The following is a 21,620-nucleotide window of genomic DNA, read 5'->3' on the forward strand; positions in this document are numbered from 1 at the left end:
AGAAATGAGGGGGGCGAATGAACCGCTCTGCTACCAGGCGACTGTCCGTCGCTGCGATCTGCACGCTCATGGCAGCCGGGTCCGTTGCGCTGGGGGCACCCACAGCGGCCGCAGTTCCGATCTATCCCGTGGCCGCCACCGATCCGTTCTACGCACAGTCCGCAGCCGTCAACGATGTGGAAGTGGGGGACCCTCTCGACGTCCGGCCCATGCCGCCGATCGCGGCGTTCCCGGCGACCGACGTGTGGCAGGTGAAGTTTCGCTCGACCAATTCACAGCTCGAACCGATTGCCGCCACCACAACGGTGCTGGTTCCGCACAATCGCCGGGCAGACGGTCCATTGCTGTCGTACCAGCACATCATCAATGCGCTGAGCCCGCGTTGCTCGCCGTCTCGGACCCTGTACACCACGGACCCCGACCTGATGATCCGCGAAGCCCCCGCGCTCAACGTGGCGCTTCAGCGTGGATGGACCGTCGCGTTGCCCGATCATCTGGGACCGACGGCAGCCTACGGGGCCGCGAAGCTCGGCGGTTACATCACACTCGACGGAATTCGTGCCGTCCAACAGGTTCCGCACCTGGGACTGGCCAACAGTCCTGTCGGTATGGCCGGGTATTCCGGTGGCGGCATGGCGACCGCCTGGGCCGCCGCGTTGGCACCCGAATACGCCCCCGATCTGAACATCGTCGGAGTTGCGGAAGGCGGCGTGCCAATGAACATCGGCAAGATGGCCAATGCCCTCAGCCTGCAGCCTCATCCGGCGTTCGGTCTCGCTCTGGCCGCCGCGATCGGGCTCGAACGCGAGTACCCCGAGCGGCTACCCATCAGTGAACAGCTCAACGAAGAGGGCCTGCGGTTGCGGAACCAGGTGGCCAATGCCTGCACCAACGGGCTCCTGACGGCCGGCGCAGGCAAGAGTGCAGCACAGATCGCCAAGACCACCGACATGATGAGCTCCGAGCAAGCATGGTCGGTACTCGACGAGAACAGCGTCGAGTTGTACCCCGGCGTGCCGACGGCACCCATCTTCGAATGGCACAGCCCGACGGACGCTCTGATTCCGGTGGACTCGATCGAGAACACGATTCGCCGATACTGCGAGGCCGGCGCAACCGTGCAGTCTGTGCTGATCCCCTCCCCAGATCATCTGTCGGCGGCCGCACTGGGTGCACCCCAGGCACTCGATTATCTCGACGCACGGTTCCGCGGTGTGCCAGCGCCGTCGAACTGCTGATCCAGATTTCGAGACGGGCGGGACGGACGTGGCAACGTTCGTCCCGCCCGTTTGGTAGCTCTACGTGAGGGGTATTCCGAAGCATGTACCGATCGGACACCGCCATCGTGACCGGCCCCGAATCTGCGATCTGTCACGAAACGGTCAGTGCGCTCGATCGGGTCGGAATAGATGTACGACGAACGGTTCGTTCCTCCGAGATCGATTCGATCGCCGCCACACTCACCAGCTTCGATGCGTTGGTGACCCTGCCTCGCAAACCGCATAGGAACCTCATACGGCGCGAGGACGAACAGGAGATGACCGGCCCGGCCTCGGAGGTCGAACATGTCTTGCGGTGTCTGCAGCCCGCCATGCGGCGCATGTCCGAGAGCGGACGCGGAGGCCGAATCGTGATCGTCGTGTCCGACGACATCGACATCGGCACTCTGACAGGCGCCTTGGCAGCCGAGGTGTCGGAGGTCGGAATCAGCGTGAACTCGGTCGTTCTCGGCGACGGCGTATCCGAGCGCGACGCATGCGATGTGATCGCCTACCTGGCCGGCTCGGCAGCTGCCAGCCAGGTTACGGGAGCCTCCTACACGTTGACGGGAAACGAGATGGTGGTCCGCGGTCCGTCGACACCTACCTCGAAGCGAGGGGAGCGGTTCCTACCGAGTTCCCTGAAGTCCAGACTGCGAGCGTTGCATGCCGGGGACCGGTGAACTCGATTCGCAATCCGTGCGCTGACTCGCCGTTCAAGGCGCTTTGGCGGGAGGTTCGCCCTTCAAGAACGACTCGTGCTGTGCGTGCGCTTTGCGGATGAGGTCCATCAGCTCGTCTTGCTCGCGCGCCTTTTTCCGGTACTTCGGCCCGAGCGCCTTCACCTTCTCCTCTTCACCCCTCAACGCTTGATAGATTCGTTCGCGTTCGTCCGCGTCGGCTGTGTAGTCGAGGTCTACGTACTGGGAGGCATGTCGCCGTGCATTACCAATTGCCGATTGCGCCTTGCCAGCGGGGCTGACCAAGGACGCAATGACCGTAACGACGAGTATGCCCAGGATGACCGTCAGTGAGAGCCCGGTACTGACCTCGACGACGTTCACCGGTTCTCCGTCGTTGACGAAGGGCAGATTGTTCTCGTGCAACGCGTGCAGGATGAGCTTCACACCGATGAACCCGAGGATCGCGGCCAGGCCGAAGGACAGGTAGATCAGTCGATCGAGCAGGCCGTCGAGCAGGAAGTAGAGCTGACGTAGACCCATCAAAGAGAACGCCGTTGCCGTGAACACGATGAAGACGTTCTGCGTCAAACCGAAGATCGCCGGAATGGAATCGAGGGCGAACAGGATGTCCGTACCGCCGATGGCCACCATCACCAGGAGCATCGGCGTGAGCGCGCGCTTGCCGTTCTGGATGGTGAAGAGTTTGTCACCGTCGTAATAGTCGGTGGTGTGAAAGACCTTCTTCGCGATTCGAATGATGAAGTTGTCTGCGGAATGAGAGTCCTCTGTTTCGGGACGGAGCATGTTGCCGGCCGTCAGCAACAGGATCAAACCGAAGATGTAGAACACCCAGGCAAAGCTGTTGATCAGCGCGGCGCCCATGAAGATGAAACCGGTGCGGGTGATCAGTGCGAATACGATGCCGAACAGCAGGACCTTCTGCTGATCCTCACGGGGCACATTGAAGCTCGCCATGATGATCAGGAAGACGAACAGATTGTCGACGGAAAGCGCCTTCTCCGTGATGTAGCCCGCGAAGTATTCGGACCCCATGTCGACGCCACCGAACCAGAGCACCAGAAGGCCGAAGATCAAGGCGATTCCGACGTATATCGACGACCAGATGGCCGCTTCCTTCAGGGTCGGCACATGCGCCTTGCGTACGTGGAAGAAATAGTCGAATGCCAGAAGGCCTACGATTGCGACGATCGTCAAAGCCCATATGGCGGGTGAAACTGTCATCGGGGTCTGCTTTCCGTTCGGAGTAGCGCGATTGGGGGTGATCCATTCGCGCGGCCTTGCGTACCAGCGCGCACCAAGCGTAGTCGACCGACACCGCTGGCCGCCTTGTCAACACGGCGGTGGGACTCTGGAACCGGACTGGATAGTCGTTCGAATCGACTGACACTTCAGCGAGTGGCGTCACCCTGCCAACACTATTGCGTCACTGTGACGTAATAGGCCTGCATGCGCGGAGGTGGGGAAGTGGCATGAATGTGGCCTCAGCAGCGAGGAATGCGCCGTGCTGCATAATATTCGGTCGAATCGTCCTCGAACCAGCGGACCACGGCAGCTGATTCGTCACAGATGTCATCGCGACGCTTTGTCAGGCGGTGCGCACAATACCCAGATGTCACACGAGGCACCGAACGCCAGTGGGCCCGCCGGCGAGCTGCGAGCGGATAGAGCCATGGGGCTTCACGCGTGTATATGGAACGGAAGTCACCGTTTTTCCAGGTACAGAGAATGCCGATAATCGACATTATGTCAACTTGCCTTCGGGATCTGACCAGCCTGACCCCCCGCAGCCCAACACCGGCGGCGGGATCAAGACTTCCTGCCGCGTTGCCCGACAGGGGCACGTCTCGTGTCGGGCCGCCGCAGCACACGGCCTGCGCAGCGGTTCGACCAGTTCGACGAATCCCCTTGCTGCACATGACCGGCTCGACCTTCGATGCACTTGATTGCCGGTCTCCCGCAGTCCGGCATCGCCGCTACCCCTTGCCGCCTTTACGTCACGTGACATCTGATCGCGGTGCCGCTTCTCGAGCTCCACACCGGATTTCATAGCTTCCAATGCATCAAGGCCGGAATCGGACATTCGATACACCTTCCATTACAGTGTCTACCGAAACTCAGAACTCTGCGGCGTTCTGGGACGCAGATGTCTGAACTCGCCTGGGCGATTCACAAGAACGATGAGGAGCTGGGCATGGAGGATGTTGGTTTGCGGAGCAGCACGGACCGTTCCGCGCACGGTCTTTCCTACAAGCTCGAGCGAGATTCGGGACGTCGCGGGTCTGCCCTTCCCACACCAACAGCAGCTCAGCCCCCGCAGATTCGTTTCGCCGTAGACGAGGAGATCCAACGGTGGGACGAATTGCTTTTGCAGAGTCCCGATGAGGGCACCGTCTACCGCTGCACCGCGAACATCGACGGCATGGCCCAGCAAGGGGCAACGCCGGTTTACCTGATGGTCGACGGCGATGCCGTTACGACGTTCAGGGTCGACGTACCGCTTACCGGGCCACTGTGGGTGCTGTTCGGTCCCCCAGTCCTCGACATCGACGAGTTGATCCGTTCGGCTCGTGCCGTAGCAGCGTTCGCCGGCGATCACGGGATCACCGCGGTCCGCCTGCGTACCCAGTTGCTGGCAGATCCGGAGCACAACCAATTGCTGCGTGAGAACGGGTTGGTGCGTGTACCGACCTGGCTCGACGACAGCACTGTCATCGTGGATCTGACGGGTTCCGAAGAGGACGTGCTGTACCGATTCAAGAAGCGGGCTCGAAAGTCGATCAAGCGCGCGTTCCGGGAAGGTGCGACTGTGGACCGTGTCCCGGCCACGGCGGAGAACTGCCGAGTGCTGTACGAGATGCTCGACGCGACCAGCGGGGGCCGGTTCAACATCCCCACGCTCGAGACGTCCACTGCCGTATTCCAGCGGTACGAGTCGTCGGGGCAAGGCCAACTGTTCCTGGCACGACACGAAGGCGAAATCGTTGTCGGCGCATTCGTCGCGACGTTCGGCAAGACTGCGCTGTATCTGGGTGCGGGGTCGGTTCGACAACGCCCAGGAGACCCCACTCTCTGCGGGCTGGGTGGAAGCCGGGCGTCGTATGCCCTGCAGTGGGACATCATGCAGTGGGCCCGCGAGCAAGGGTGTGAACGTTACGACCTCGACGGGACACCGTCGTCGGCAACCATCGGAGACCCATCGCATCCGCGCCAAGGCGTTGGGCAATTCAAGACCGCATTCAGCGACGACATCACGGACTACCTGGGTGCCTATCAGATTGCGGTGCGGCCTCGGCGTGCCTGGTTGATGCGGCAGCTCGAGATCAACGCGCAGCGGTTCGACCAATCGGCGGCGGTCAATCGCATGCGTGGCCGGCAGGTGCGCCCGAACCCGGACCACGTATGGCTGCGTCGCGGATCCTCGCGATAGCATTCGCACGTGGTCAGCAACCCAACTCTTCGGATCGCTCGACTCCGCACACTGATCGAACACCCGCGCACAGGGGCCGGCGAACGGGAAGCCGCACAGAGAATGCTGAATCGCATTCTCGAAAAGTCACGCCCAATCGTTGGCGGCCGAAACTACGGTTCACGACACAGTCGAATCGGGCGCCATGCAGGCCTTGCGCGAATCGTTGACATGATTCGCGAGGACATTTCTGTTGCCCGAGCTGCATTCTCTACCAGCGATGACCCCGGCGGTCTCGCAACTGCGGATCCGATCGGCGATGCTCCCTCCGAGATTCGGTACGAAGTCGGCGCGCCCTACGATGCCGGCATCGTCGTGACGATCAGCTCCGTGCCGAGAACCTGGGGCTGGACACACGAGCGCGGAATCGACGTTGTCTCCCCCGCACTTCAAGCACTGGCCGACGAACTCGCCGAGCTGATGAACAGCTACAACCACGACGGCCACGACATCACGAAACGCTTCTACGGAAGAGTCCAGGTGGAGGGTCGAACGCTGGTGTGGTGACGCTCCGGGCACTCCTTCCGCCGGTGAGAAGATCTCGTGGACGGGTGCCTTCGGGGCCATCGGTCGGTGAGAATGAATGCGCCAGAACCGCCACTGCGCTCGGTTCGTCAGAAGTCAGTTCAGGGTGAACGTCGCCCTACCTGAAATGTGCGGAATCATCGGCTCGTCTGGGTAGTAGTCGGCAGAACCTGTGTCGATCCAGGCCTCTACCCTCCCCGCGCCGGGACCGAATCCGAGGCCTGTGATCACGCCGTCGGATGCACCACCGATGTGGCCGTTGGCATCCACGGGATTGCTCTGTCCGCCGGTGAGGCCGGTGTCCAGGTTTCGCCAGCGGACGTAGAGCCGGAAAGGTCCACAGCCCACGCCGATCCGGGTGATCGACGCTTCGATGCTGAACTGGCCGGGATGTTCCTGAGGAAGCTTGGTTGCGTCGATCACCGCACCACACAATCCTCCTGGGACTACTGTGAAGGTCGGCGAAAACCGTGTCGACGTGTCGTCGGCACTGGCAGGTGCGACGAGCCCGAGCGTCACCGCAAGTGCACCGGCGATGACTACGAGCAGACGGGGTATGCCACGTGAGTTGCGGTGTGCGTGCTGACGTGTGGTCGGTTGCATATTTGGTCATCGCAGCCACTCACCCCGTCATTACACGGAAGTCAGTGTGGCGACGGATTCCGCGGTTCGTAGATCCCGAGCTCACTGCCGTCGCGCAGGCGTATGGCGGCCAGCCACCGTCGGCATCGACCCAGCCCAAACCCAGCGTGTCCCGAAAGAACGCGCAAACCTTCTGGCAGCACCCGCACCGCGGAAACCCCATATCAAGACCTTCCACCACGACATCATCCGTCGGCGAGGAATGTGAGCAGCTCGGCCGTGACGAATGTGGGGTTTTCCTCGACCAACCAGTGCCCGGCCTGGGGTACCTCGACGGTGCGTGTCAGGTTCGCCATCAGCGGCCCGTTGATCGACAGGAAGGCCGCAAGTGATCCTTGTGCGGTCATGAGCATCGTCGGCATGGTGATCGGCGCGGCGGCCGTGTTGTCTCGCTCGTCCTGTCCCAGGGTGCGGTAGAGCTCGAACCCGCCATGCAGGACCTGCGGACGGCTGTAGGTGCGGGCGTACTCGTCGATCGCGGTGTCGGGAATCGGGGATGTCGTCCTGGTCCCGCCGAAGGCGCTACCACCGAAGGCCACCTGCGGGTAGAACAGTGCGAGGAAGTCTCGCACGTCGTCATGCACGACAGTCTCCGGAATCCGGGGTTGCTGGTTGAACGCGATGTGCCAGCTCAGGGTGCGGTACGCGGTGGCGCTGAGACCGGGACCAGGCAGGGGGTAGTCGAGGTGGGCGTACCGATTGACCTCGTGCGGGTACTGAACGGCGTACTGGAATCCCACGCCGGCACCCAAATCGTGTGCGACAAGACGGATGTCGCGCAGCCCGAGCTGTTCGCCGATGAGGCCGTGGACATACCGGGCGAGAGTTGCCTTGTCGTAGCTCGACGGTACTCCCTCGGAGTCGCCCAGGCCCGGCAGGTCCACCGCGTAGACGGTGTAGTGCTCGGCGAGCGCCGGCATGATGGCACGCCACTCGTACCAGGACTGCGGCCATCCGTGCAGCAACACCAACGCCGGGCCACTGCCACCGGTGACGTAGTGCATACGTATCCCGTCGACGTCGGCGAACTTGTGACGGAACCGCTGGTTGAACGCGCTATCGTGCCTGGTGGCGGCATCGAACGGCGCGGTCGCGCTCTGTGTCGTGACGGGATGGGGCGCCGTGACGGTGGTGGGTATCGGCATCAGGGAGCACGCGGATGTCAGGAGCAGAGCCGCCAGGACGCCCGTCGCGCCACGGACCCAGCGGCCCCGGACCCGGTATCCGTTCTCGTTCGTGATCATGACCTGAGAGTCGGCCACCAAATGGCGAACTTGCAAGAATCATTGCGGATCTGCACTATTGCGAGCATGGGATCGATCGAGCGGGACGTGTTGGAGGGGGTCGGGCCGCGGCTACGGAAGCTGCGGCAGGCGCGGGGAACGACGCTGGCCGAGTTGGCCGAGGAGACCGGGCTGACGTCGAGCACGTTGTCCCGGCTCGAGAACGGGCGTCTGCGCCCGACGTTGGAACAGCTCCTCCCGCTGGCGCGGGCCCATGGCGTACCACTCGATGATCTCGTCCAGGCGCCTTTGACCGGCGACCCCCGCATCCATCTGCGGCCGGTGCGACGCCACGGCCTGGTCTTCGTGCCTCTCACCCGAAGGGCCGGGGGCGTACAGGCATTCAAGGTCATCTACCCGCCCGTGGGCCGCTCGCCCCAGTCGTCCCAGCAGACTCATGACGGCTACGAGTGGTTCTACGTACTGAACGGGGCAGTCCGACTGGTGCTGGGCGAGCGGGACCTCCGGCTCGGTCCGGGCGAGGCAGCCGAGTTCGACACGCGCGTACCGCACTGGATCGGCAGCATCGACGACCAACCGGCAGAGGTACTCATGCTCGTCGGCCCGCAGGGCGAACACGCCCACCTGACAGCAGTCAACCGCTGACCGGTCGATCTCTTCAGCGTCCGGTGGGGCCGTCGATCAGTTCACGAAGTATGTCGGCATGGCCGGCGTGCCTGCCGGTCTCCTCGATCATGTGCACCAGGACCCACCGCATCGACACGGCCGATCGTCGAGGGCGCCGGGGGGCAGCGAGAGCTAGATCGCCGCACGCTGCGACGACGGCGTTCGACTCCTCGACAGCCGACCGGTAGTCGGCGAGTATCCCCCTGGCCGTCTCGGTGGGAGCCGGACACAGGGATGCCTCCCAGTCGTCGACCTCGACGCCCAGGAAGTAGAACCGTTCGACACAAGCCAAGTGTTTGACCAGTCCCAGCAGGCTCGTGCCCGAGGACACGCCCGGCGTGCGCACCTTAGGCTCCGGCACGCCCTCAGCCTTCGCCGCGATCGCGGTGCGGAGATAGTTCAGGCGGCCCAAGAGAACATCCTTTTCGTCGTTGCCGGTCCGCGGCCTCCCCGTGTCGGTCTTCGCGTGGGTCATCATGGTGCTCCTCTCGTGGTTCAGGCGGTCACACGGCGCCGGTGATCCGGCGTAGGACCAGCACCGTGTCGGTGACGGTGGCGACCTGCCCGCCGGGGCCGGTGGCCGGTCGCCGGGGCATATCCGAACGGACGACCTGCCACTGGTCGGTTGCGAGATCCAGGTCCGCCGCGATCTCGGCGGGTGTGGAGTGGCGCTCGTCGGGATCCTGATTCCATGACCAGGGGGCGGTGGAGCCGTGATCGACGATCACGAGCAACCCACCCACCTGCAGCGATCGAGCGGCGGTGCGCAGCACCTGCCTCCGCGGCAGCGCGAACGGCGTATGGAAGTACTGCGCGGACACCAGGTCGAATGTCCCGGCGGGGAAGGACCGACTCAGATCGTGCTGCTCGGTGACGACGCGGTCCGCGATGCCGAGGTCGCGGACGCACTGCCGGACGCGTTCCACAGCGACGGTAGAGATGTCCACTGCGGTCACCTGCCAGCCGCGCCGAACAAGCCAGACGGTGTCACCGCCGGTCCCGCAGCCCAGGTCAAGGGCGACACCGGGACGCAGCGGTTCGACGGTCTCGACCAGCAGGGGGTTGACGCGCTCTCCCCACGCTCGCCCCTCGGTGCCGTAGATCTCGTCCCAGAACAGCTCGGCTTCGGATCGTGTGGTGTCCATGCCCGCAGTATGCGCACCCCGTCAGCGCAGCTGCACACGATGTTGCCGATCGGCAAGCGGTGCGCACCTGAACGAACTGTTGATGCCGGAGATTCCGAGCGCTGCGCTCGCAGGCTGAATCGGGGTCGCATCTCTCAGAACCTGTTCTCACGCAACGAGCAACCGTGCGAGACCCTTCTTGTCGAACGCCCTTGACTCCCCCGGGATCGAATGAACCGCGCGAGGTCACAGCCCCCTCGAAATGTCGATCTCCATAGGGCTCCTTCGATTCGAGATGCTGTCCTTCCAGGACAACCGGTCAGGCGATCCGCACACCCTTCGGAAGCCTGCCGGCAGGAACCCGCAGACGACGTGCTGCGATGACCAGACCGGCGCCACCGAAAGCCATGTTGACCAGCAAGCCGACGTACCAACTGTGGCCGATTCGGGCATTCTCGTGCGCTTCCTTGGCCACGTAGTACTGGCTGCGGTGCCTTTCACCATCGGAGGTATAGAAGGTGCGGCCATCGCTGCAGGTCGGCGCGTCGACGTACGGACCCATCCTTGCCGTGGACATCGACGCTGCGATCGGCGCCAACGCCGTGTGCCAGGTGTCTACTCCGGTCACATCCCGCCGCACCACGGCATCGGGAAGGATGAGGAACGGGTTGGGTGCCAGCAGCCACCAGATTCGTTCGGTGTGAATGAACTCCTCGAGTCTCTCGACGTCCTGGCAGTCGGGCTCCTGCATCGGCATCGGCTCGTCCGCGTAGTAGTCGTAGGTGTAATCCGCCCGAAGAACCCGATGGTCTTGCGCAACTGTCGGATACAGCAGTCCGAACAGCGCCGGCAAGCCCAGGATCAGGAAGAACACGGTTGCCTGCGTGAGCACCGCCGAACCGGCGGGCCTGGCCGTTAGTGCGGAGAACCCTAGTCCGAGACCGCAATAGCACGCAAACAGCAGGCACAGGACCACTACCCCGAGCAGTCCGAGACCGATCCCGTACGGGGCTGCGACGATCCCCCAGATCAAATACGGCGATGCCGCCACGACCAACACCAGGCACGACACCCAGTTGCCGATCAGCTTTCCGATCGCCAACTGCCAGTTGCTGATGGGCGTGGCCTGCACAACGGCGAGGGTGGCGTCCTTGCGATCACCGTTGATGGCGGTGGCGCTCAGAGTGGGCGCCAGCACGATCCCGAAGAACAGTTCCACGGCGATGACGATCGCGTACAGGTTCTGCGCCCAGTCGCGATAGCTGGAACTACCGGGGCCCATCGCCAGGTACATCGACCCGAAGACGAACAGAGACAGCACCACGAAGACGATCCCCAGCGTGATCTTCCATCTCGTAGTGCGCAGACGTTGGCGTAGTTCCAGGCCGACGAGGACCCCGACGATGGACCACCACTCACGTAGCTTCTGACCTCTGGGCGTTGATTGGGTCTCGACGCGGTCGTGCACTGTGCGGGTCACGGGTCAGGTCCTCTCCGCGTCCAAGGCGAGATAGGCGTCTTCGAGTTCGGAGTCGATGCGCGAGAATTCGGCAATGCGGGAACCGGCGGCGACGAGCTCACCCAAATGCTGCGCGGCGGTTTCCTCGTCGGCGAAGGTCAACGTCTTCGCGGAGGCTGCGGATTGACCTGCCTCCCGCACCCGCCACACATGCCCATTGGGTCGATCGGAATCACGGGTGCGCCCTGCCGTCATGATGACCACGTCGTCGACCATCTCCGAGAGTTCAGTGAGGATATGGGACGAGATGAGGACCGCGCATCCCCCGTCGGCCAACACTCGCAACTGATCCCGCAACTCACGGCGTGAGCGAGGATCCATCCCGGAAGCCGGTTCGTCGAGCAACAGCACGCGTGGTCGATTCACCAGAGCTCGCGCGAAACCCAACCGTTGTTTCTGCCCCCGAGACAGTTCGTGAGCGGGCCGATCAGCCAACTCGGACAGATGAACCATGGCGAGAAGTTCGGTGGCCCGGATGCGCGCCGCTTCCGTCGACAGTCCGTGCAACCGCCCGAACGTGGTCAGAATCTCGGTTGCGGTCAGGCTGTCCCAGGTACCGAAGACGTCCGGCATCCACCCCGTCGACGCACGCAGCTGCGTCGGCTCCACCCTTCGACCGTCGAGGGTGATGGAACCTGCGTCGTGTTGGAGCAGCCCGGCCAGCATCAGAAGCAGAGTGGTCTTGCCTGCGCCGTTCGGGCCGACCAGGCCCGTAATGGCGCCGGGCTTCAAGGTCACGTCCGCATGTGCGACGGCCGTGCGGCGACCGAACGTACGCGTCAGGCCGCGAGCGGTCATTTCCATGCCGCGACCTTAGCCGACCCACCCCGACACGACCTCTGACATGGAGAATGGCCCGGTCACGACGGTGTGGCGCTGGCGTTGTGCTCCTACAGAATCCGGTCGGCCAGCACCGGAGAACCGAGCCAACTCGTCCGAGAGAAGGCAGGAAGTCACCACTTACTGGCGGAGCGCAGCACCCGCAATCGGCGTTCGGACCAGAGAGCAAACAGCAGTGCCGGAATGACGACGGCAAGCAACCCCCACCCGATCCAGCTGAGTGGTATTTGGATGTCGTCGGAAGACTCCGTCACGTTGGCGGCCATGCCTGCAGGTACAGTTCGTGCCTGATCTGCGGTGACCACACCCTCGGCTGCAGGCTGCGGTGTTGCCGGAACTGCCGCTGTCCCAGCCGGTGCGGGTTGCGCGGGAGCACCCGGAGCTGGTGCCGGTGCGGGAGCTAGTGCTGGTGCTGCTGCCGGCGCAGCGGGCACCGCACCACCAGACTGAGCAGGAGCCGCCAGAGCAGCAGGCGCCGCCGGTGCCGGAGCACTGATCGGAATCGTGCCGACAGTACGGTCCGCTCCCGCCGCGGACGTGCACGCAAACAGATCGGTGCCCTTGTCATAGCCAGGAACAAGGCCCCCGGTCGCCACCATCTTGCCGGTGAACGCAACATTGCCACCGGAACCGATATTCGACGGAACACTGTCATTGGCAGGCATACTCACCGTGACGTCCCCACTGGCACCAGCGGGAACCACGAACGGCTCCGCGCTGACATTGCCACTCAACACAAGCGGCAACGCCCGCGAATCCACCACACCGGTATCGAACCGCGAAAGCGCAAGCCGAGTCGTGTTCCCACCGACAGTGACCGGGACCGTGAGACTGTCCGACACAGCCTGAATAGACGGGAAATACGCACCGAGCAAAGCGCTCATCTGCGCCGGAATCTGCACCGAGAACGTACCCGTCAGATTCAACGTCTGACCCGGCTCGACCTGATCGGGAAGATTCATCTGCAACGAAGCCGTGATATCGATATTCGCCGGCGGCGACGGATTCTCCACAACAATCACCTGACACGTATACGTCAACTGAGCACGCCGCGACTCCGCCTGCGCACTACCCGGTGTCACGAACCCCGTCAGAGAAGCGCCGATCGCCAACACGCCGACCAGGGCGCCCCACCGGCGACTGGTGCCCTTGGCTCGATTCCTCATCGTTGTCCTCCTGTCGATGCATCCCGCAGTGCTCGAGCGGGTGCGGTCAACGAAACACGGTCAAGTGGTCCAGTGGTCGCCAACCTGAGTACTACCAGCGTGATCGAACCCAGAAGAACCAGTGGTAACAACGGAACTTGCAACACTGGCGCTATGTTCAGTGCCACGGCGGCGCAGATGGTCGCGGCACAGCCGAGGACAGTGCCGAGAACCAGCCCGGTAGCGATGCTTATTGCGCCGATCGTCCACGTTTCCCCGGCAACCAACCGGCGCAGTCCCTGCGCGTCGAGTCCCAATAGGCGGAACGTGGCGAATTCGGCGCTGCGCTCCTTGGTTGTGGTGGCAATCGTCAAAGCTGCACCTATCGCCGCGATCAGCACGCTGATCGCGAGCATGCCGGTCGCCAGTCCGCGCGCGAGGTCTATCATGCCGTCGACGCGGGCTTGAGCTATCGCCGCGCCCGACACCGGTAGGTTGCCGGAAGTCACCGCGACCGCCTGGATCGTTTCCAGGGCTTCCTGACGGTCCACGTCCGGGCTGAGCGCAACCCAGAGCGCATGTGGTTCGCCTTTCGCTCCGATCGCGTCGAGGGTTGCCGGTGTCACCAACGCTTGGAATGGCAAGTTGTCGACGTACCGCACCCGGAGGAGGCTTTCCCCTGACGGACCTGTCAAGCGCACCTCGGAGTCGGCGGGGAACGGCGGCAACTTCGACGACGGCATGTAAGCGATCCCGTCTTCGAGGGTGGTCAGCGGGAACCTACCGCCGGTCACGTCGGCAAGTGCGTCGGCATCGAGTGCGGTGATACTGCCGCTGACCCTCGTTTCCTTCGGTCCGGGCGTGGCGGATTCCGGCCGCGGTCCGACCAGGGTGGCACTGGCACTGTCGATGGTCAGCACATCCGACACGGCCGGCAGATCCGTGAACCGATCGACCGTGTCAGACGACAGCGCTGGACCGCCCGCGTATGCCCCGACCATCACGTCGGGTCCCAGCTCGTGCGAGGCGCGCGCAGCGGTCGTAGCCGATATCGAGCTGAGCGTCACCCAGCTCACGGCGAGAATTGCCGCGGCGAGCGTCGCCCCCAACCCGGCGGCGGCGGCACGTCCGGGGAATCGGCGCAGTTGAATAGCGGTCAGCTCCGCCACGGCGTGCTTGCGTCCGGCAAATCGTGCCGCGATGGTTGCTGCAGCGCGGCAGACCACCGGTGTGGCCCCGATCCAGGCGACGGCGAGTGCCAGCCCGATCGTTGCCGTAAGCAGCGGGTACCCGTCGTATGCAGTTACGGGCAGCAACACCAACAGGACCGCCACGGCGAGCACCAGCAATACCGACAGCACAGTGCGCGGTTTTGCCGGGTTGACAACGGTACGAATCGCCACTGCGGGTGCAACCCTCGCGACGGCGATAGACGGAACTATGGCCGCGAGAACTCCGCCGATCGTTGCGACGACAGGAACCAGAGCGAAGGTCTGAAACGGAAGTCGAACCATGTCCCAGGACATCTCGGGTACACCGGGTATGTAGCCCATCAGCGGCACCATCAGCACCCCGATCACAGCGCCGAGCGGAACGGCGATGAGCCCGCCCAGCAATGCGACCACGCCAGTTTCGAGAGTCACTATCGTCATCAGCTGTCCTCGGGTGGCGCCTATTGTCCGTAGGAGAGCCAGTGCCCGCCTACGGCCGGGCAGCGAGGCCCACACGACCGTGGTGAGGACGATCAACGCGATCAGCGCCGCGAGCAGTGCGAATCCGTAGAGCATTCCGGACAGGACACTCAGCCCTGATCCGTACAGCTGCTTCGTAGCGGAGATGATGTCGGTGGTCGACTGTGGCCACCCCACGGGAACCGACGCGTTGATCTCGTCGATCACTGCCCTGGAATCGGCGTCCGGCGCAAGCTGCAGCTGTACCTCGTTGAACCCCTCGATTCCCGCCAGCACACGTGCGATCTTTTCGGTCACGATCCCGTATGCCAGTGCCTGGTATTGCAGCGAGCCGTTCACATCGACTTCACCGACGATGGTGAAGACGGCGGTGCCGGCATCGTCGGATCCGAGCGCGATTCGATCACCTGTCTGTAGACCGAGTTCGTCCAGTGTGTGACCGCTCAGTGCAACTTCGGCGTCACTTTCTGGGAAGCGCCCGTCCGCCAGCGTCTGCCATGCGAAGTCGTCTGCGGGCAACGATTCCAGGAGAACCGAGCGCACGTCGTCCTCGGTCGACAGCGCTGCTCGAACCCGCACAACTGGTGCGGCCGCGGCGACACCAGGGATCTGCGTCATCTGTGCGACATCGTCGTCGGTAATACTGCTGCCGCTCGTCGTCGCACGATTGACACCGACTCCGGAACCTTGCTCGCTGCGGACAACCAGATCGGTGTGCTCGTATTCCACACCGGCACCAGAAGTCACCTGGTGTTGCATGGTGGCGCCGAGCACCGAGGTCGCGACGACGAGAGTGGAGCCGAGTGCGATTGCGATCAGCAGAGCCCGCAGTCGTCGGGCCGTGCGCAGCTCCTGGACAGCCAACGCGACGGTCGGTGGAAGACTCACGTGTGCACGACCCGTGCGTTGGTGAAGTCGGTGAGCCGACCTGCATCCATCCGGAATACCGCATCGGCGCGGTCGGAAATCCGCTCGTCATGGGTGACGATCACGAATGTCTGCCCCCGCTCGTAACATGCTCTCTCGAAGAGGTACATCAGATCGGCAGCTGACTGCGTGTCCAACGCACCTGTAGGTTCATCGGCGAAAACGACATCCGGTCGCGCCAGTAATGCACGGGCCACCGCGACGCGTTGTTGTTGACCACCGGACAGCTGGCCCGGAAGGTGATCGAGGCGGTCGTCGATGCCGAGTAGTTCTGTCAGCTCGCGCAGCTCGTCCTGGTCCGCCGAGCGCTTGGCGAATCGGAGCGGCAGGACGATGTTCTGCTCGGCAGTGAGCTGTGGCAACAACTGAAACGATTGGAAGACGAAGCCGATTCGTTCTCGACGTAGCCTGGTGAGCGCACGATCGCGGAGCGAGGTCAGTTCGATTCCGCCGATCCGAACCGATCCGTGGTCCGGCTTTTCCAATCCGGCGAGCATCTGCAACAGAGTCGACTTCCCCGAACCGCTCGGGCCCATGATCGCAGTGATGGAACCCTGGTGTGCCTCCAGCGATGCGTCATCCACCGCAATCACGGGATCGAACTCACCGGCAAACGTCTTCGTCAGACCGGTGGCCACGACGGGTGCGTGGTCGCGCTCCATGGCACTCCTCGATAAGTCAAGCCTCCGTAAGATTAGCAAAGGCTAACATCACCGGGGTGGCGGGTTCTCTCGATGCAGGCGTCTGACCGCACCTTTTCTCTGTGAGGTCCCCCACGGTGGCCCGGCGTCAGGCGATCCGGACACGCCAGTACGCGCAGCGGACCGTGCCTCCGCGATCGGAGGCATAGCTCTCTGCCAGGGTCCACCTTCTCTGCCAGGGTCCACCACTGAAGTGTCCCGTCGGGCAACGACGTCTGGAAGGATGAGGAACGGATTGAGCACCGGCAGCGACGTGGCGGCCGAACGTGCGGCCAAGGCCTCGCGCACTCAAGCTATGCCGCGACTTCAGCGGATCCACCTGGGGTCGCAGTCGAAACGCGGATCACCCTCGGCGCACGGGGGTTTCCACGACCCGAATACGACCCCAGACAAAGGGCCCACGAGTCGGTGATCACCAGTGTGATTGGCCCCCGTCGAGGGGAATCACCGCACCACTGAGGTACCGCGAGGAATCGGAAGCCAGGAAGGCGACCGCACGGCCGATATCCAGCTCGGGGTCGCCGATGCGGCCCGCGGGGATCGAGCGGATGAACTCGTCCGCTTCCTCCGGATTGTTCTCGATCCACCATTGCATCCCGGGCGTCAGCGCATGCGGTGCCACGCAATGAGCACGAATACCCTGATGGCCCCACTCGCTGGCGGCGGTGCGTGTCAACACCCGCATCGCTTCCTTGGTCGCGGCGTACACACCGAACCCCGAGGTATCCCAACGTACTGCTGCCGCAGTGATCATGGTCACGATCACCCCGCCGCCGCGTTCGACCATCGACGGATGCACGGCACGCATCAATCGCAGCGCGGCACGCGGTCCCGTCCTCAGCGCGTAATCGAAGAAGCCGTCACCCGATTCGTCCAGCGACACGGGGAATGCGGCGTTCGCGTTGTTGACGAGAATGTCGATGCCACCGAACTGCTCGATCGCCGCGTCGACGGCCGCTTCGCAGGCGCCGTCCGCCGCAATGTCGGCTTCGTACACAGCGACGTCGTCGGCCGAGGTGACGGCTACGATTTCCTGTGCGACGGTATCGAGCTTCGACTGTGTTCGCCCGACAAGAAAGCATCTCGCACCGGCGCGAGCGAACTCGAGAGCCACGCCCCTGCCGACCCCTTGCCCGCCGCCGGTGATCACAGCGACCTTACCGCCCAAGTCTTCACTCACAGCGATTCTCTTCCGTCCTGCCAAGGGTCTGTTTTCATGTGGAATCCGGGCAGGTTGGCCACCTCGTAGGTGAATTCGTAGGTGCGGGAGTACCCGGTACGTGCAATCAACCAGCGGCCGTCGGAGCCTCGCACGTACACATCGTCGTAAAATGCGGCGCCGCGCAGAATCCTGCCCGATGCGGGGTTCAGCACCATGTCGGAGAGATACCAGGTCCCTACAGCGCGATCGCCGTCGATCGTGATCTCCGGCTGGGTGACCCGATGCTCGGTGATCAGACCCGGTGCCATCGCCTTGCGCATGAATGTCACCACCTCGCTACGAGAAGTGAACGACAGTTTGTCCCCGTATCCGGTGACCACGTCCTCGGTGAGAGTCTGCGCGAACTCGTCCCATCTACGGCAATCGAGGCTCCGCAAATATCGATACTTGAGTTTGTGGATCTCTGCGACCTCGTCACTCGACACGTGTCCTCCTGATGTCCGACTATGCGGCACGTCCGCCCAGTAATAAGAACACGTTCTAGCAAATTGGTCGAGAGTCGAGTTGTAGAGTTGGCACCTACGAGCCGGACCCTTCCAGCTGGAGATCACCGTGAATGTCGCCACCAGATTCGCTATCTGCACCGCCGTCGTCATCGGGTCAGCCGGTTCGACTGCCGGATTTGCGGTTGCAGCACCGACGACGATTCCGTTTCAAGTCACCCCTGCGCCCTACGGAAACCCGAACGGCAGTGTCGACTTTCCTCCAACTCGATGTGTGGCAATCGTGGGAGCAGAAGATGACGGCACCGTGCAGTTCACGGGCGGGGGCGAAGACGGGTGGGGCTGTCCGACACTGGGCGGACCGTGGACCGCCATGTGGATCAACGTGTCGAGCGGCGCCGCAGGTTCGGCAGTGCTGGTGAACGATTCGTACGAGCATCCGCCGGAGACCACTGTCCATACCGGTTCAGGCCGAGTGGCCGTCTTCGTACTGACGAACGACGGAATTCATACCCCCGGATTCGCAACCTTCTACGTACCGTGACGACCGCTTACGGCACTACCTGCACCACCGCTCCCGGCTGGAGGTAGTCGAAGAACGTCATAGCGGCCTCCTGGGAGAGGTGCACGCATCCGTGGGACAGGACGTTCAGTGAGCCCTCGTGGAAGGCGATCCCGCCATTGAAGAACACCGAGTACGGCATGGGGGCGTCGAAATCGGTACTCCAGAAGTCAGCATCTTTGAAGGTGACCTCGAAAGTGCCGGGAGGCGTCTCCCAGCCGGGGCGACCGTGCGTGACCGGCACCGGCCCGTAGGTGACGACACCTGCGTCCATGAGCCACGCCTGATTCGCGGACAGGTCGAGACAGGCGCGCGCACTCGCATCGCAAGGGGCTTGCTGCGCGGAGGACGTGGCCGGCAGAACGGCCCACGATCCGAGCAGACACACGGCGATCACCGAGAGTTTTGCCAGTATCCGTTCGACTCGCACAATCATCACACTCGACTCGGTTCGCCCGTTTCCTCAGTATCGATCCCACCCCGTCAGCGCGTCAACGCGTCGTGGTTCGTGTCCGCTCGCAACCTCCCGGACCGCTACCGCTAACGTCATGACCGTCGACACACTGCTGTCGACTCGCGGTACACCTGCGGCGAATGTGTGCACTCCAAGACACGATCCGGCTCGCGCAGTACCGTGATTCAGATACTCAACAGGAGGCTGTTTCGATGAACTGGGCCGAGATCGGTGTCGTATTCGGGTATGTCGTCGTAGTTCTGACGGTTCTGGTGACCGTGCTGCTCGTGGCGTTCCTCTTCGTGTTCTCCATCAAGGGCGACTACCAGGAGGAGACACGGTCGAAGATGACGGGCGGTAAGAACATCGACATACGGAAGTGACGGTCCCTCGCACATCCCTCGCACACCACGCAGAGATTTCTAGGAGCATGGAATGACTGAGCACTCGGGACACCACCGGGTTGTGGTGATCGGATCCGGGTTCGGCGGCTTGTTCAGTACACAAGCGCTGAAGAAGGCCGATGTCGACGTGACGATGATCGCCCGCACCACCCATCACCTTTTTCAGCCGCTGCTCTACCAAGTGGCAACCGGCATTCTGTCCGTCGGAGAGATCGCTCCCGCCACACGGTTGGTGCTCCGGAAGCAGAAGAATGCCGAGGTTCTGCTGGGAGAAGTCGAGAGCATCGACCTCGACGCCAAAACGGTCACTTCGCAACTTCTCGACCGGACGACCGTGACTCCCTTCGACAGCCTGATCGTCGCAGCCGGCGCCGGCCAGTCCTACTTCGGCAACGACCACTTCGCCGAATTCGCACCGGGCATGAAGACCATCGACGACGCGCTCGAACTTCGTGGACGCATCCTCGGGGCGTTCGAGCAAGCCGAGGTGTCGGACGACCCGGAAGAGCGGGCCCGCCTACTGACGTTCGTCGTCGTCGGTGCCGGCCCGACCGGCGTGGAGCTTGCCGGCCAGATCGCGGAGCTCTCGCGTCACACCCTCTCCGGCGCCTTCCGCAACATCGACCCGCGTGAGGCGCACGTGATCCTCCTCGACGGTGCAGAGGACGTGCTCCCCGTCTATGGCGGCAAGCTGAGCAGAAAGGCCGCCGAAACGCTCGAAGGGCTCGGGGTCGACATCCAGTTGGGTGCAATGGTCGTCGACGTCGACGAAGACGGGCTCACCGTCAAGGACAAGACAGGCACACAGCGGCGCATCGAGTCCCAGTGCAAAGTCTGGTCGGCCGGCGTGCAGGCCAGTCCGCTCGGCAAGCAACTCGCCGAGCAATCGGATACCGAAGTCGACCGCGCCGGCCGCGTGCAGGTCAATCCGGATCTGAGCCTGCCGGGGCACCCTCATGTATTCGTACTCGGCGACATGATGTCCCTGGACAACCTGCCAGGTCTCGCCCAAGTTGCCATGCAGGGCGGCAAGTACGCCGCGAAGCAGATCAAGGCGGAGTTGGACGGTGCCAGGCCGGAGGATCGCCAGCCCTTCAAGTACTTCGACAAGGGCAGCATGGCCACGATCTCGCGGTTCAATGCGGTCGCCAAAGTCGGCAAACTGGAGATTTCCGGATTCATCGGATGGATCGCATGGTTGGCCATCCACCTTGTCTATCTGGTGGGGTTCCGCAGCCGAGCTTCAACGCTGTTGTCGTGGACTCTGACGTTCTTCGGCCGAGGGCGCGCCCAGATGGCGTCCACCGAACAGCAAGTGTTCGCACGAAACGTGATCGACAAACACGAGAAGCGCCGCGACGAAGCACGAACTTCGGCGTCACCCGCGCCGCCGGATCCCGACAGTGCCGACAAGGCGACTGGCTGATATTCCTTCGGCCCGGCACACGGCCGGGCCGAAGGTGGGTCAGTGACCGATCGACGCGGTGTCGGTGATATTGGCGAGGCGGACCTGCCCCTTCGCCACGAGCCTGCTCTGTTGGTCCGTGATCTGGACTGCCCACAACTGCTGGGTGCGCCCACGGTGAATGGGCGTGCCCTCGGCTGTCAATGTCCCTTCGCGGGTGGCGCGCAGGAAGTCCGTGTTGTTGTTGACGCCCACTACATGTCCGCGGTCGCCCAGCCACGCCGTACCGGCAATGCTTGCGACGGATTCGACCACCGAGCAGTACACGCCACCATGCTGGATACCGGCCGGTTGGTGCAGTGTGGGCACCACCGTCCACTGTGCGCGCACACGGTCGCGGGTGACCTCGGTGTAACGGAGTCCGATCAGGCCGTCGAATCCGACCGCTGCGTGTTCCGTCAGGAGTGCGGGGTCGAACGGGGCGTCTACTCCCCCTCCGTTATCGGTCGTGGAGGTATTCGGGCCGTCAACCATGGGGACTCCTCGGAAGCTGTTGTCAGGGCGCTGGTGCTGTCGGGTCGGTAGTACTTGCCTACACCACTGCGAAACGAAGAATCGGCGGGGGCCCCCCCAAAAACGGTTGGGGCCCCCCGGGGAGGAGCCCGGGGAAGAGCAAC

22 protein-coding genes are annotated in these 21,620 nt (G+C 63.3%); 8 read left to right on the forward strand and 14 right to left on the reverse strand.

All coding sequences use genetic code 11. The features are described from left to right. Positions 1–17: 17 nt before the first annotated feature. Complete coding sequence (locus tag ACZI8Q_RS00670) at positions 18–1,238, forward strand: lipase family protein (protein ID WP_463371569.1); 1,221 nt, start codon at positions 18–20, stop codon at positions 1,236–1,238. A gap of 83 nt (positions 1,239–1,321) precedes the next feature. Then, positions 1,322–1,942, forward strand: coding sequence for a hypothetical protein (locus tag ACZI8Q_RS00675; protein WP_463371570.1), 621 nt, complete (start codon positions 1,322–1,324; stop codon positions 1,940–1,942). A gap of 33 nt (positions 1,943–1,975) precedes the next feature. Here the strand turns inward: ACZI8Q_RS00675 and ACZI8Q_RS00680 are convergent, their stop codons facing one another. Further along, on the reverse strand, positions 1,976–3,184 hold the full coding sequence (locus ACZI8Q_RS00680; protein ID WP_463371571.1) for a TerC family protein: 1,209 nt from the start codon (positions 3,182–3,184) through the stop codon (positions 1,976–1,978). Positions 3,185–4,154: 970 nt separating this feature from the next. Between ACZI8Q_RS00680 and ACZI8Q_RS00685 the strand changes: the two genes are divergently transcribed. Together ACZI8Q_RS00685 and ACZI8Q_RS00690 are read left to right on the forward strand one after the other, a co-directional pair. Next, the gene (locus ACZI8Q_RS00685) at positions 4,155–5,390 is read left to right on the forward strand and encodes a lipid II:glycine glycyltransferase FemX (protein WP_463371572.1); all 1,236 of its coding nucleotides are present in this window, start codon (positions 4,155–4,157) and stop codon (positions 5,388–5,390) included. Positions 5,391–5,600: 210 nt separating this feature from the next. Continuing rightward, entirely contained in the window at positions 5,601–5,936 is a 336-nt protein-coding gene (locus tag ACZI8Q_RS00690; protein WP_463371573.1) for a hypothetical protein, read from the forward strand. Between the two features lie 114 nt (positions 5,937–6,050). Here the strand turns inward: ACZI8Q_RS00690 and ACZI8Q_RS00695 are convergent, their stop codons facing one another. Continuing rightward, the gene (locus ACZI8Q_RS00695) at positions 6,051–6,557 is read right to left on the reverse strand and encodes a hypothetical protein (protein WP_463371574.1); all 507 of its coding nucleotides are present in this window, start codon (positions 6,555–6,557) and stop codon (positions 6,051–6,053) included. Positions 6,558–6,781: 224 nt separating this feature from the next. Further along, positions 6,782–7,840, reverse strand: coding sequence for an alpha/beta fold hydrolase (locus ACZI8Q_RS00700; RefSeq protein WP_463371575.1), 1,059 nt, complete (start codon positions 7,838–7,840; stop codon positions 6,782–6,784). 66 nt (positions 7,841–7,906) lie between these two features. Here ACZI8Q_RS00700 and ACZI8Q_RS00705 point away from each other — a divergent pair, with 66 nt between their 5' ends. Beyond that, on the forward strand, positions 7,907–8,485 hold the full coding sequence (locus ACZI8Q_RS00705; protein WP_463371576.1) for a helix-turn-helix domain-containing protein: 579 nt from the start codon (positions 7,907–7,909) through the stop codon (positions 8,483–8,485). A 13-nt stretch (positions 8,486–8,498) separates the two neighbouring features. Here the strand turns inward: ACZI8Q_RS00705 and ACZI8Q_RS00710 are convergent, their stop codons facing one another. From ACZI8Q_RS00710 to ACZI8Q_RS00750, 9 genes are all read right to left on the reverse strand, one after another. Beyond that, a complete protein-coding gene (locus ACZI8Q_RS00710) occupies positions 8,499–8,984 on the reverse strand; it encodes a DinB family protein (RefSeq protein ID WP_463371577.1) in 486 nt (161 codons plus the stop codon). Positions 8,985–9,009: 25 nt separating this feature from the next. After that, positions 9,010–9,651, reverse strand: a complete 642-nt coding sequence (locus ACZI8Q_RS00715) for an SAM-dependent methyltransferase (protein ID WP_463371578.1) — start codon at positions 9,649–9,651, stop codon at positions 9,010–9,012. Between the two features lie 298 nt (positions 9,652–9,949). After that, the gene (locus ACZI8Q_RS00720; protein WP_463371579.1) at positions 9,950–11,110 is read right to left on the reverse strand and encodes an ABC transporter permease; all 1,161 of its coding nucleotides are present in this window, start codon (positions 11,108–11,110) and stop codon (positions 9,950–9,952) included. 3 nt (positions 11,111–11,113) lie between these two features. Continuing rightward, a complete protein-coding gene (locus ACZI8Q_RS00725) occupies positions 11,114–11,953 on the reverse strand; it encodes an ABC transporter ATP-binding protein (protein ID WP_463371580.1) in 840 nt (279 codons plus the stop codon). 149 nt (positions 11,954–12,102) lie between these two features. Next, a complete protein-coding gene (locus ACZI8Q_RS00730; RefSeq protein ID WP_463371581.1) occupies positions 12,103–13,155 on the reverse strand; it encodes a hypothetical protein in 1,053 nt (350 codons plus the stop codon). Continuing rightward, positions 13,152–15,713, reverse strand: a complete 2,562-nt coding sequence (locus ACZI8Q_RS00735) for an ABC transporter permease (RefSeq protein WP_463371582.1) — start codon at positions 15,711–15,713, stop codon at positions 13,152–13,154. The genes ACZI8Q_RS00730 and ACZI8Q_RS00735 overlap by 4 nt, the downstream gene beginning before the upstream one ends. Next, positions 15,710–16,414 (reverse strand): ABC transporter ATP-binding protein, encoded by a 705-nt coding sequence (locus tag ACZI8Q_RS00740; protein WP_463371583.1) that lies wholly within the window; start codon positions 16,412–16,414, stop codon positions 15,710–15,712. The genes ACZI8Q_RS00735 and ACZI8Q_RS00740 overlap by 4 nt, the downstream gene beginning before the upstream one ends. 451 nt (positions 16,415–16,865) lie before the next feature. Beyond that, complete coding sequence (locus ACZI8Q_RS00745) at positions 16,866–17,639, reverse strand: SDR family NAD(P)-dependent oxidoreductase (RefSeq protein ID WP_463371597.1); 774 nt, start codon at positions 17,637–17,639, stop codon at positions 16,866–16,868. Next, positions 17,630–18,100 carry a nuclear transport factor 2 family protein gene (locus ACZI8Q_RS00750; RefSeq protein WP_463371584.1) on the reverse strand — a complete coding sequence of 157 codons (471 nt, stop codon included), beginning with the start codon at positions 18,098–18,100 and terminating at the stop codon, positions 17,630–17,632. Before ACZI8Q_RS00750 ends, ACZI8Q_RS00745 begins: the two co-directional genes overlap by 10 nt. Before the next feature lie 301 nt (positions 18,101–18,401). Here ACZI8Q_RS00750 and ACZI8Q_RS00755 point away from each other — a divergent pair, with 301 nt between their 5' ends. Then, positions 18,402–18,662, forward strand: coding sequence for a hypothetical protein (locus ACZI8Q_RS00755; protein ID WP_463371585.1), 261 nt, complete (start codon positions 18,402–18,404; stop codon positions 18,660–18,662). 7 nt (positions 18,663–18,669) lie between these two features. Here the strand turns inward: ACZI8Q_RS00755 and ACZI8Q_RS00760 are convergent, their stop codons facing one another. Then, positions 18,670–19,116, reverse strand: a complete 447-nt coding sequence (locus ACZI8Q_RS00760) for a L,D-transpeptidase (protein WP_463371598.1) — start codon at positions 19,114–19,116, stop codon at positions 18,670–18,672. 230 nt (positions 19,117–19,346) lie between these two features. On the opposite strand from ACZI8Q_RS00760, the gene ACZI8Q_RS00765 reads away from it, so the two are divergent. After that, positions 19,347–19,517: an adenylate cyclase gene (locus ACZI8Q_RS00765; RefSeq protein WP_463371586.1), complete on the forward strand. Its 171-nt coding sequence runs from the start codon at positions 19,347–19,349 to the stop codon at positions 19,515–19,517. Positions 19,518–19,569: 52 nt separating this feature from the next. After that, on the forward strand, positions 19,570–20,964 hold the full coding sequence (locus tag ACZI8Q_RS00770) for an NAD(P)/FAD-dependent oxidoreductase (RefSeq protein WP_463371587.1): 1,395 nt from the start codon (positions 19,570–19,572) through the stop codon (positions 20,962–20,964). A 39-nt stretch (positions 20,965–21,003) separates the two neighbouring features. Here the strand turns inward: ACZI8Q_RS00770 and ACZI8Q_RS00775 are convergent, their stop codons facing one another. Next, entirely contained in the window at positions 21,004–21,477 is a 474-nt protein-coding gene (locus tag ACZI8Q_RS00775; protein ID WP_463371588.1) for a PaaI family thioesterase, read from the reverse strand. Between the last annotated feature and the right edge of the window lie 143 nt (positions 21,478–21,620).

It is taken from the genome of Rhodococcus quanlei (genome assembly GCF_055231015.1).

Coding starts and splice junctions, on each gene's coding strand:
- ACZI8Q_RS00670 (WP_463371569.1), top strand. CDS start 18: ATGAACCGCTCTGCTACCAGGCGACTGTCCGTCGCTGCGATCTGCACG.
- ACZI8Q_RS00675 (WP_463371570.1), top strand. CDS start 1,322: ATGTACCGATCGGACACCGCCATCGTGACCGGCCCCGAATCTGCGATC.
- ACZI8Q_RS00680 (WP_463371571.1), bottom strand. CDS start 3,184: ATGACAGTTTCACCCGCCATATGGGCTTTGACGATCGTCGCAATCGTA.
- ACZI8Q_RS00685 (WP_463371572.1), top strand. CDS start 4,155: ATGGAGGATGTTGGTTTGCGGAGCAGCACGGACCGTTCCGCGCACGGT.
- ACZI8Q_RS00690 (WP_463371573.1), top strand. CDS start 5,601: ATGATTCGCGAGGACATTTCTGTTGCCCGAGCTGCATTCTCTACCAGC.
- ACZI8Q_RS00695 (WP_463371574.1), bottom strand. CDS start 6,557: ATGCAACCGACCACACGTCAGCACGCACACCGCAACTCACGTGGCATA.
- ACZI8Q_RS00700 (WP_463371575.1), bottom strand. CDS start 7,840: ATGATCACGAACGAGAACGGATACCGGGTCCGGGGCCGCTGGGTCCGT.
- ACZI8Q_RS00705 (WP_463371576.1), top strand. CDS start 7,907: ATGGGATCGATCGAGCGGGACGTGTTGGAGGGGGTCGGGCCGCGGCTA.
- ACZI8Q_RS00710 (WP_463371577.1), bottom strand. CDS start 8,984: ATGATGACCCACGCGAAGACCGACACGGGGAGGCCGCGGACCGGCAAC.
- ACZI8Q_RS00715 (WP_463371578.1), bottom strand. CDS start 9,651: ATGGACACCACACGATCCGAAGCCGAGCTGTTCTGGGACGAGATCTAC.
- ACZI8Q_RS00725 (WP_463371580.1), bottom strand. CDS start 11,953: ATGGAAATGACCGCTCGCGGCCTGACGCGTACGTTCGGTCGCCGCACG.
- ACZI8Q_RS00730 (WP_463371581.1), bottom strand. CDS start 13,155: ATGAGGAATCGAGCCAAGGGCACCAGTCGCCGGTGGGGCGCCCTGGTC.
- ACZI8Q_RS00740 (WP_463371583.1), bottom strand. CDS start 16,414: ATGGAGCGCGACCACGCACCCGTCGTGGCCACCGGTCTGACGAAGACG.
- ACZI8Q_RS00760 (WP_463371598.1), bottom strand. CDS start 19,116: ATGATTGTGCGAGTCGAACGGATACTGGCAAAACTCTCGGTGATCGCC.
- ACZI8Q_RS00765 (WP_463371586.1), top strand. CDS start 19,347: ATGAACTGGGCCGAGATCGGTGTCGTATTCGGGTATGTCGTCGTAGTT.
- ACZI8Q_RS00770 (WP_463371587.1), top strand. CDS start 19,570: ATGACTGAGCACTCGGGACACCACCGGGTTGTGGTGATCGGATCCGGG.
- ACZI8Q_RS00775 (WP_463371588.1), bottom strand. CDS start 21,477: ATGGTTGACGGCCCGAATACCTCCACGACCGATAACGGAGGGGGAGTA.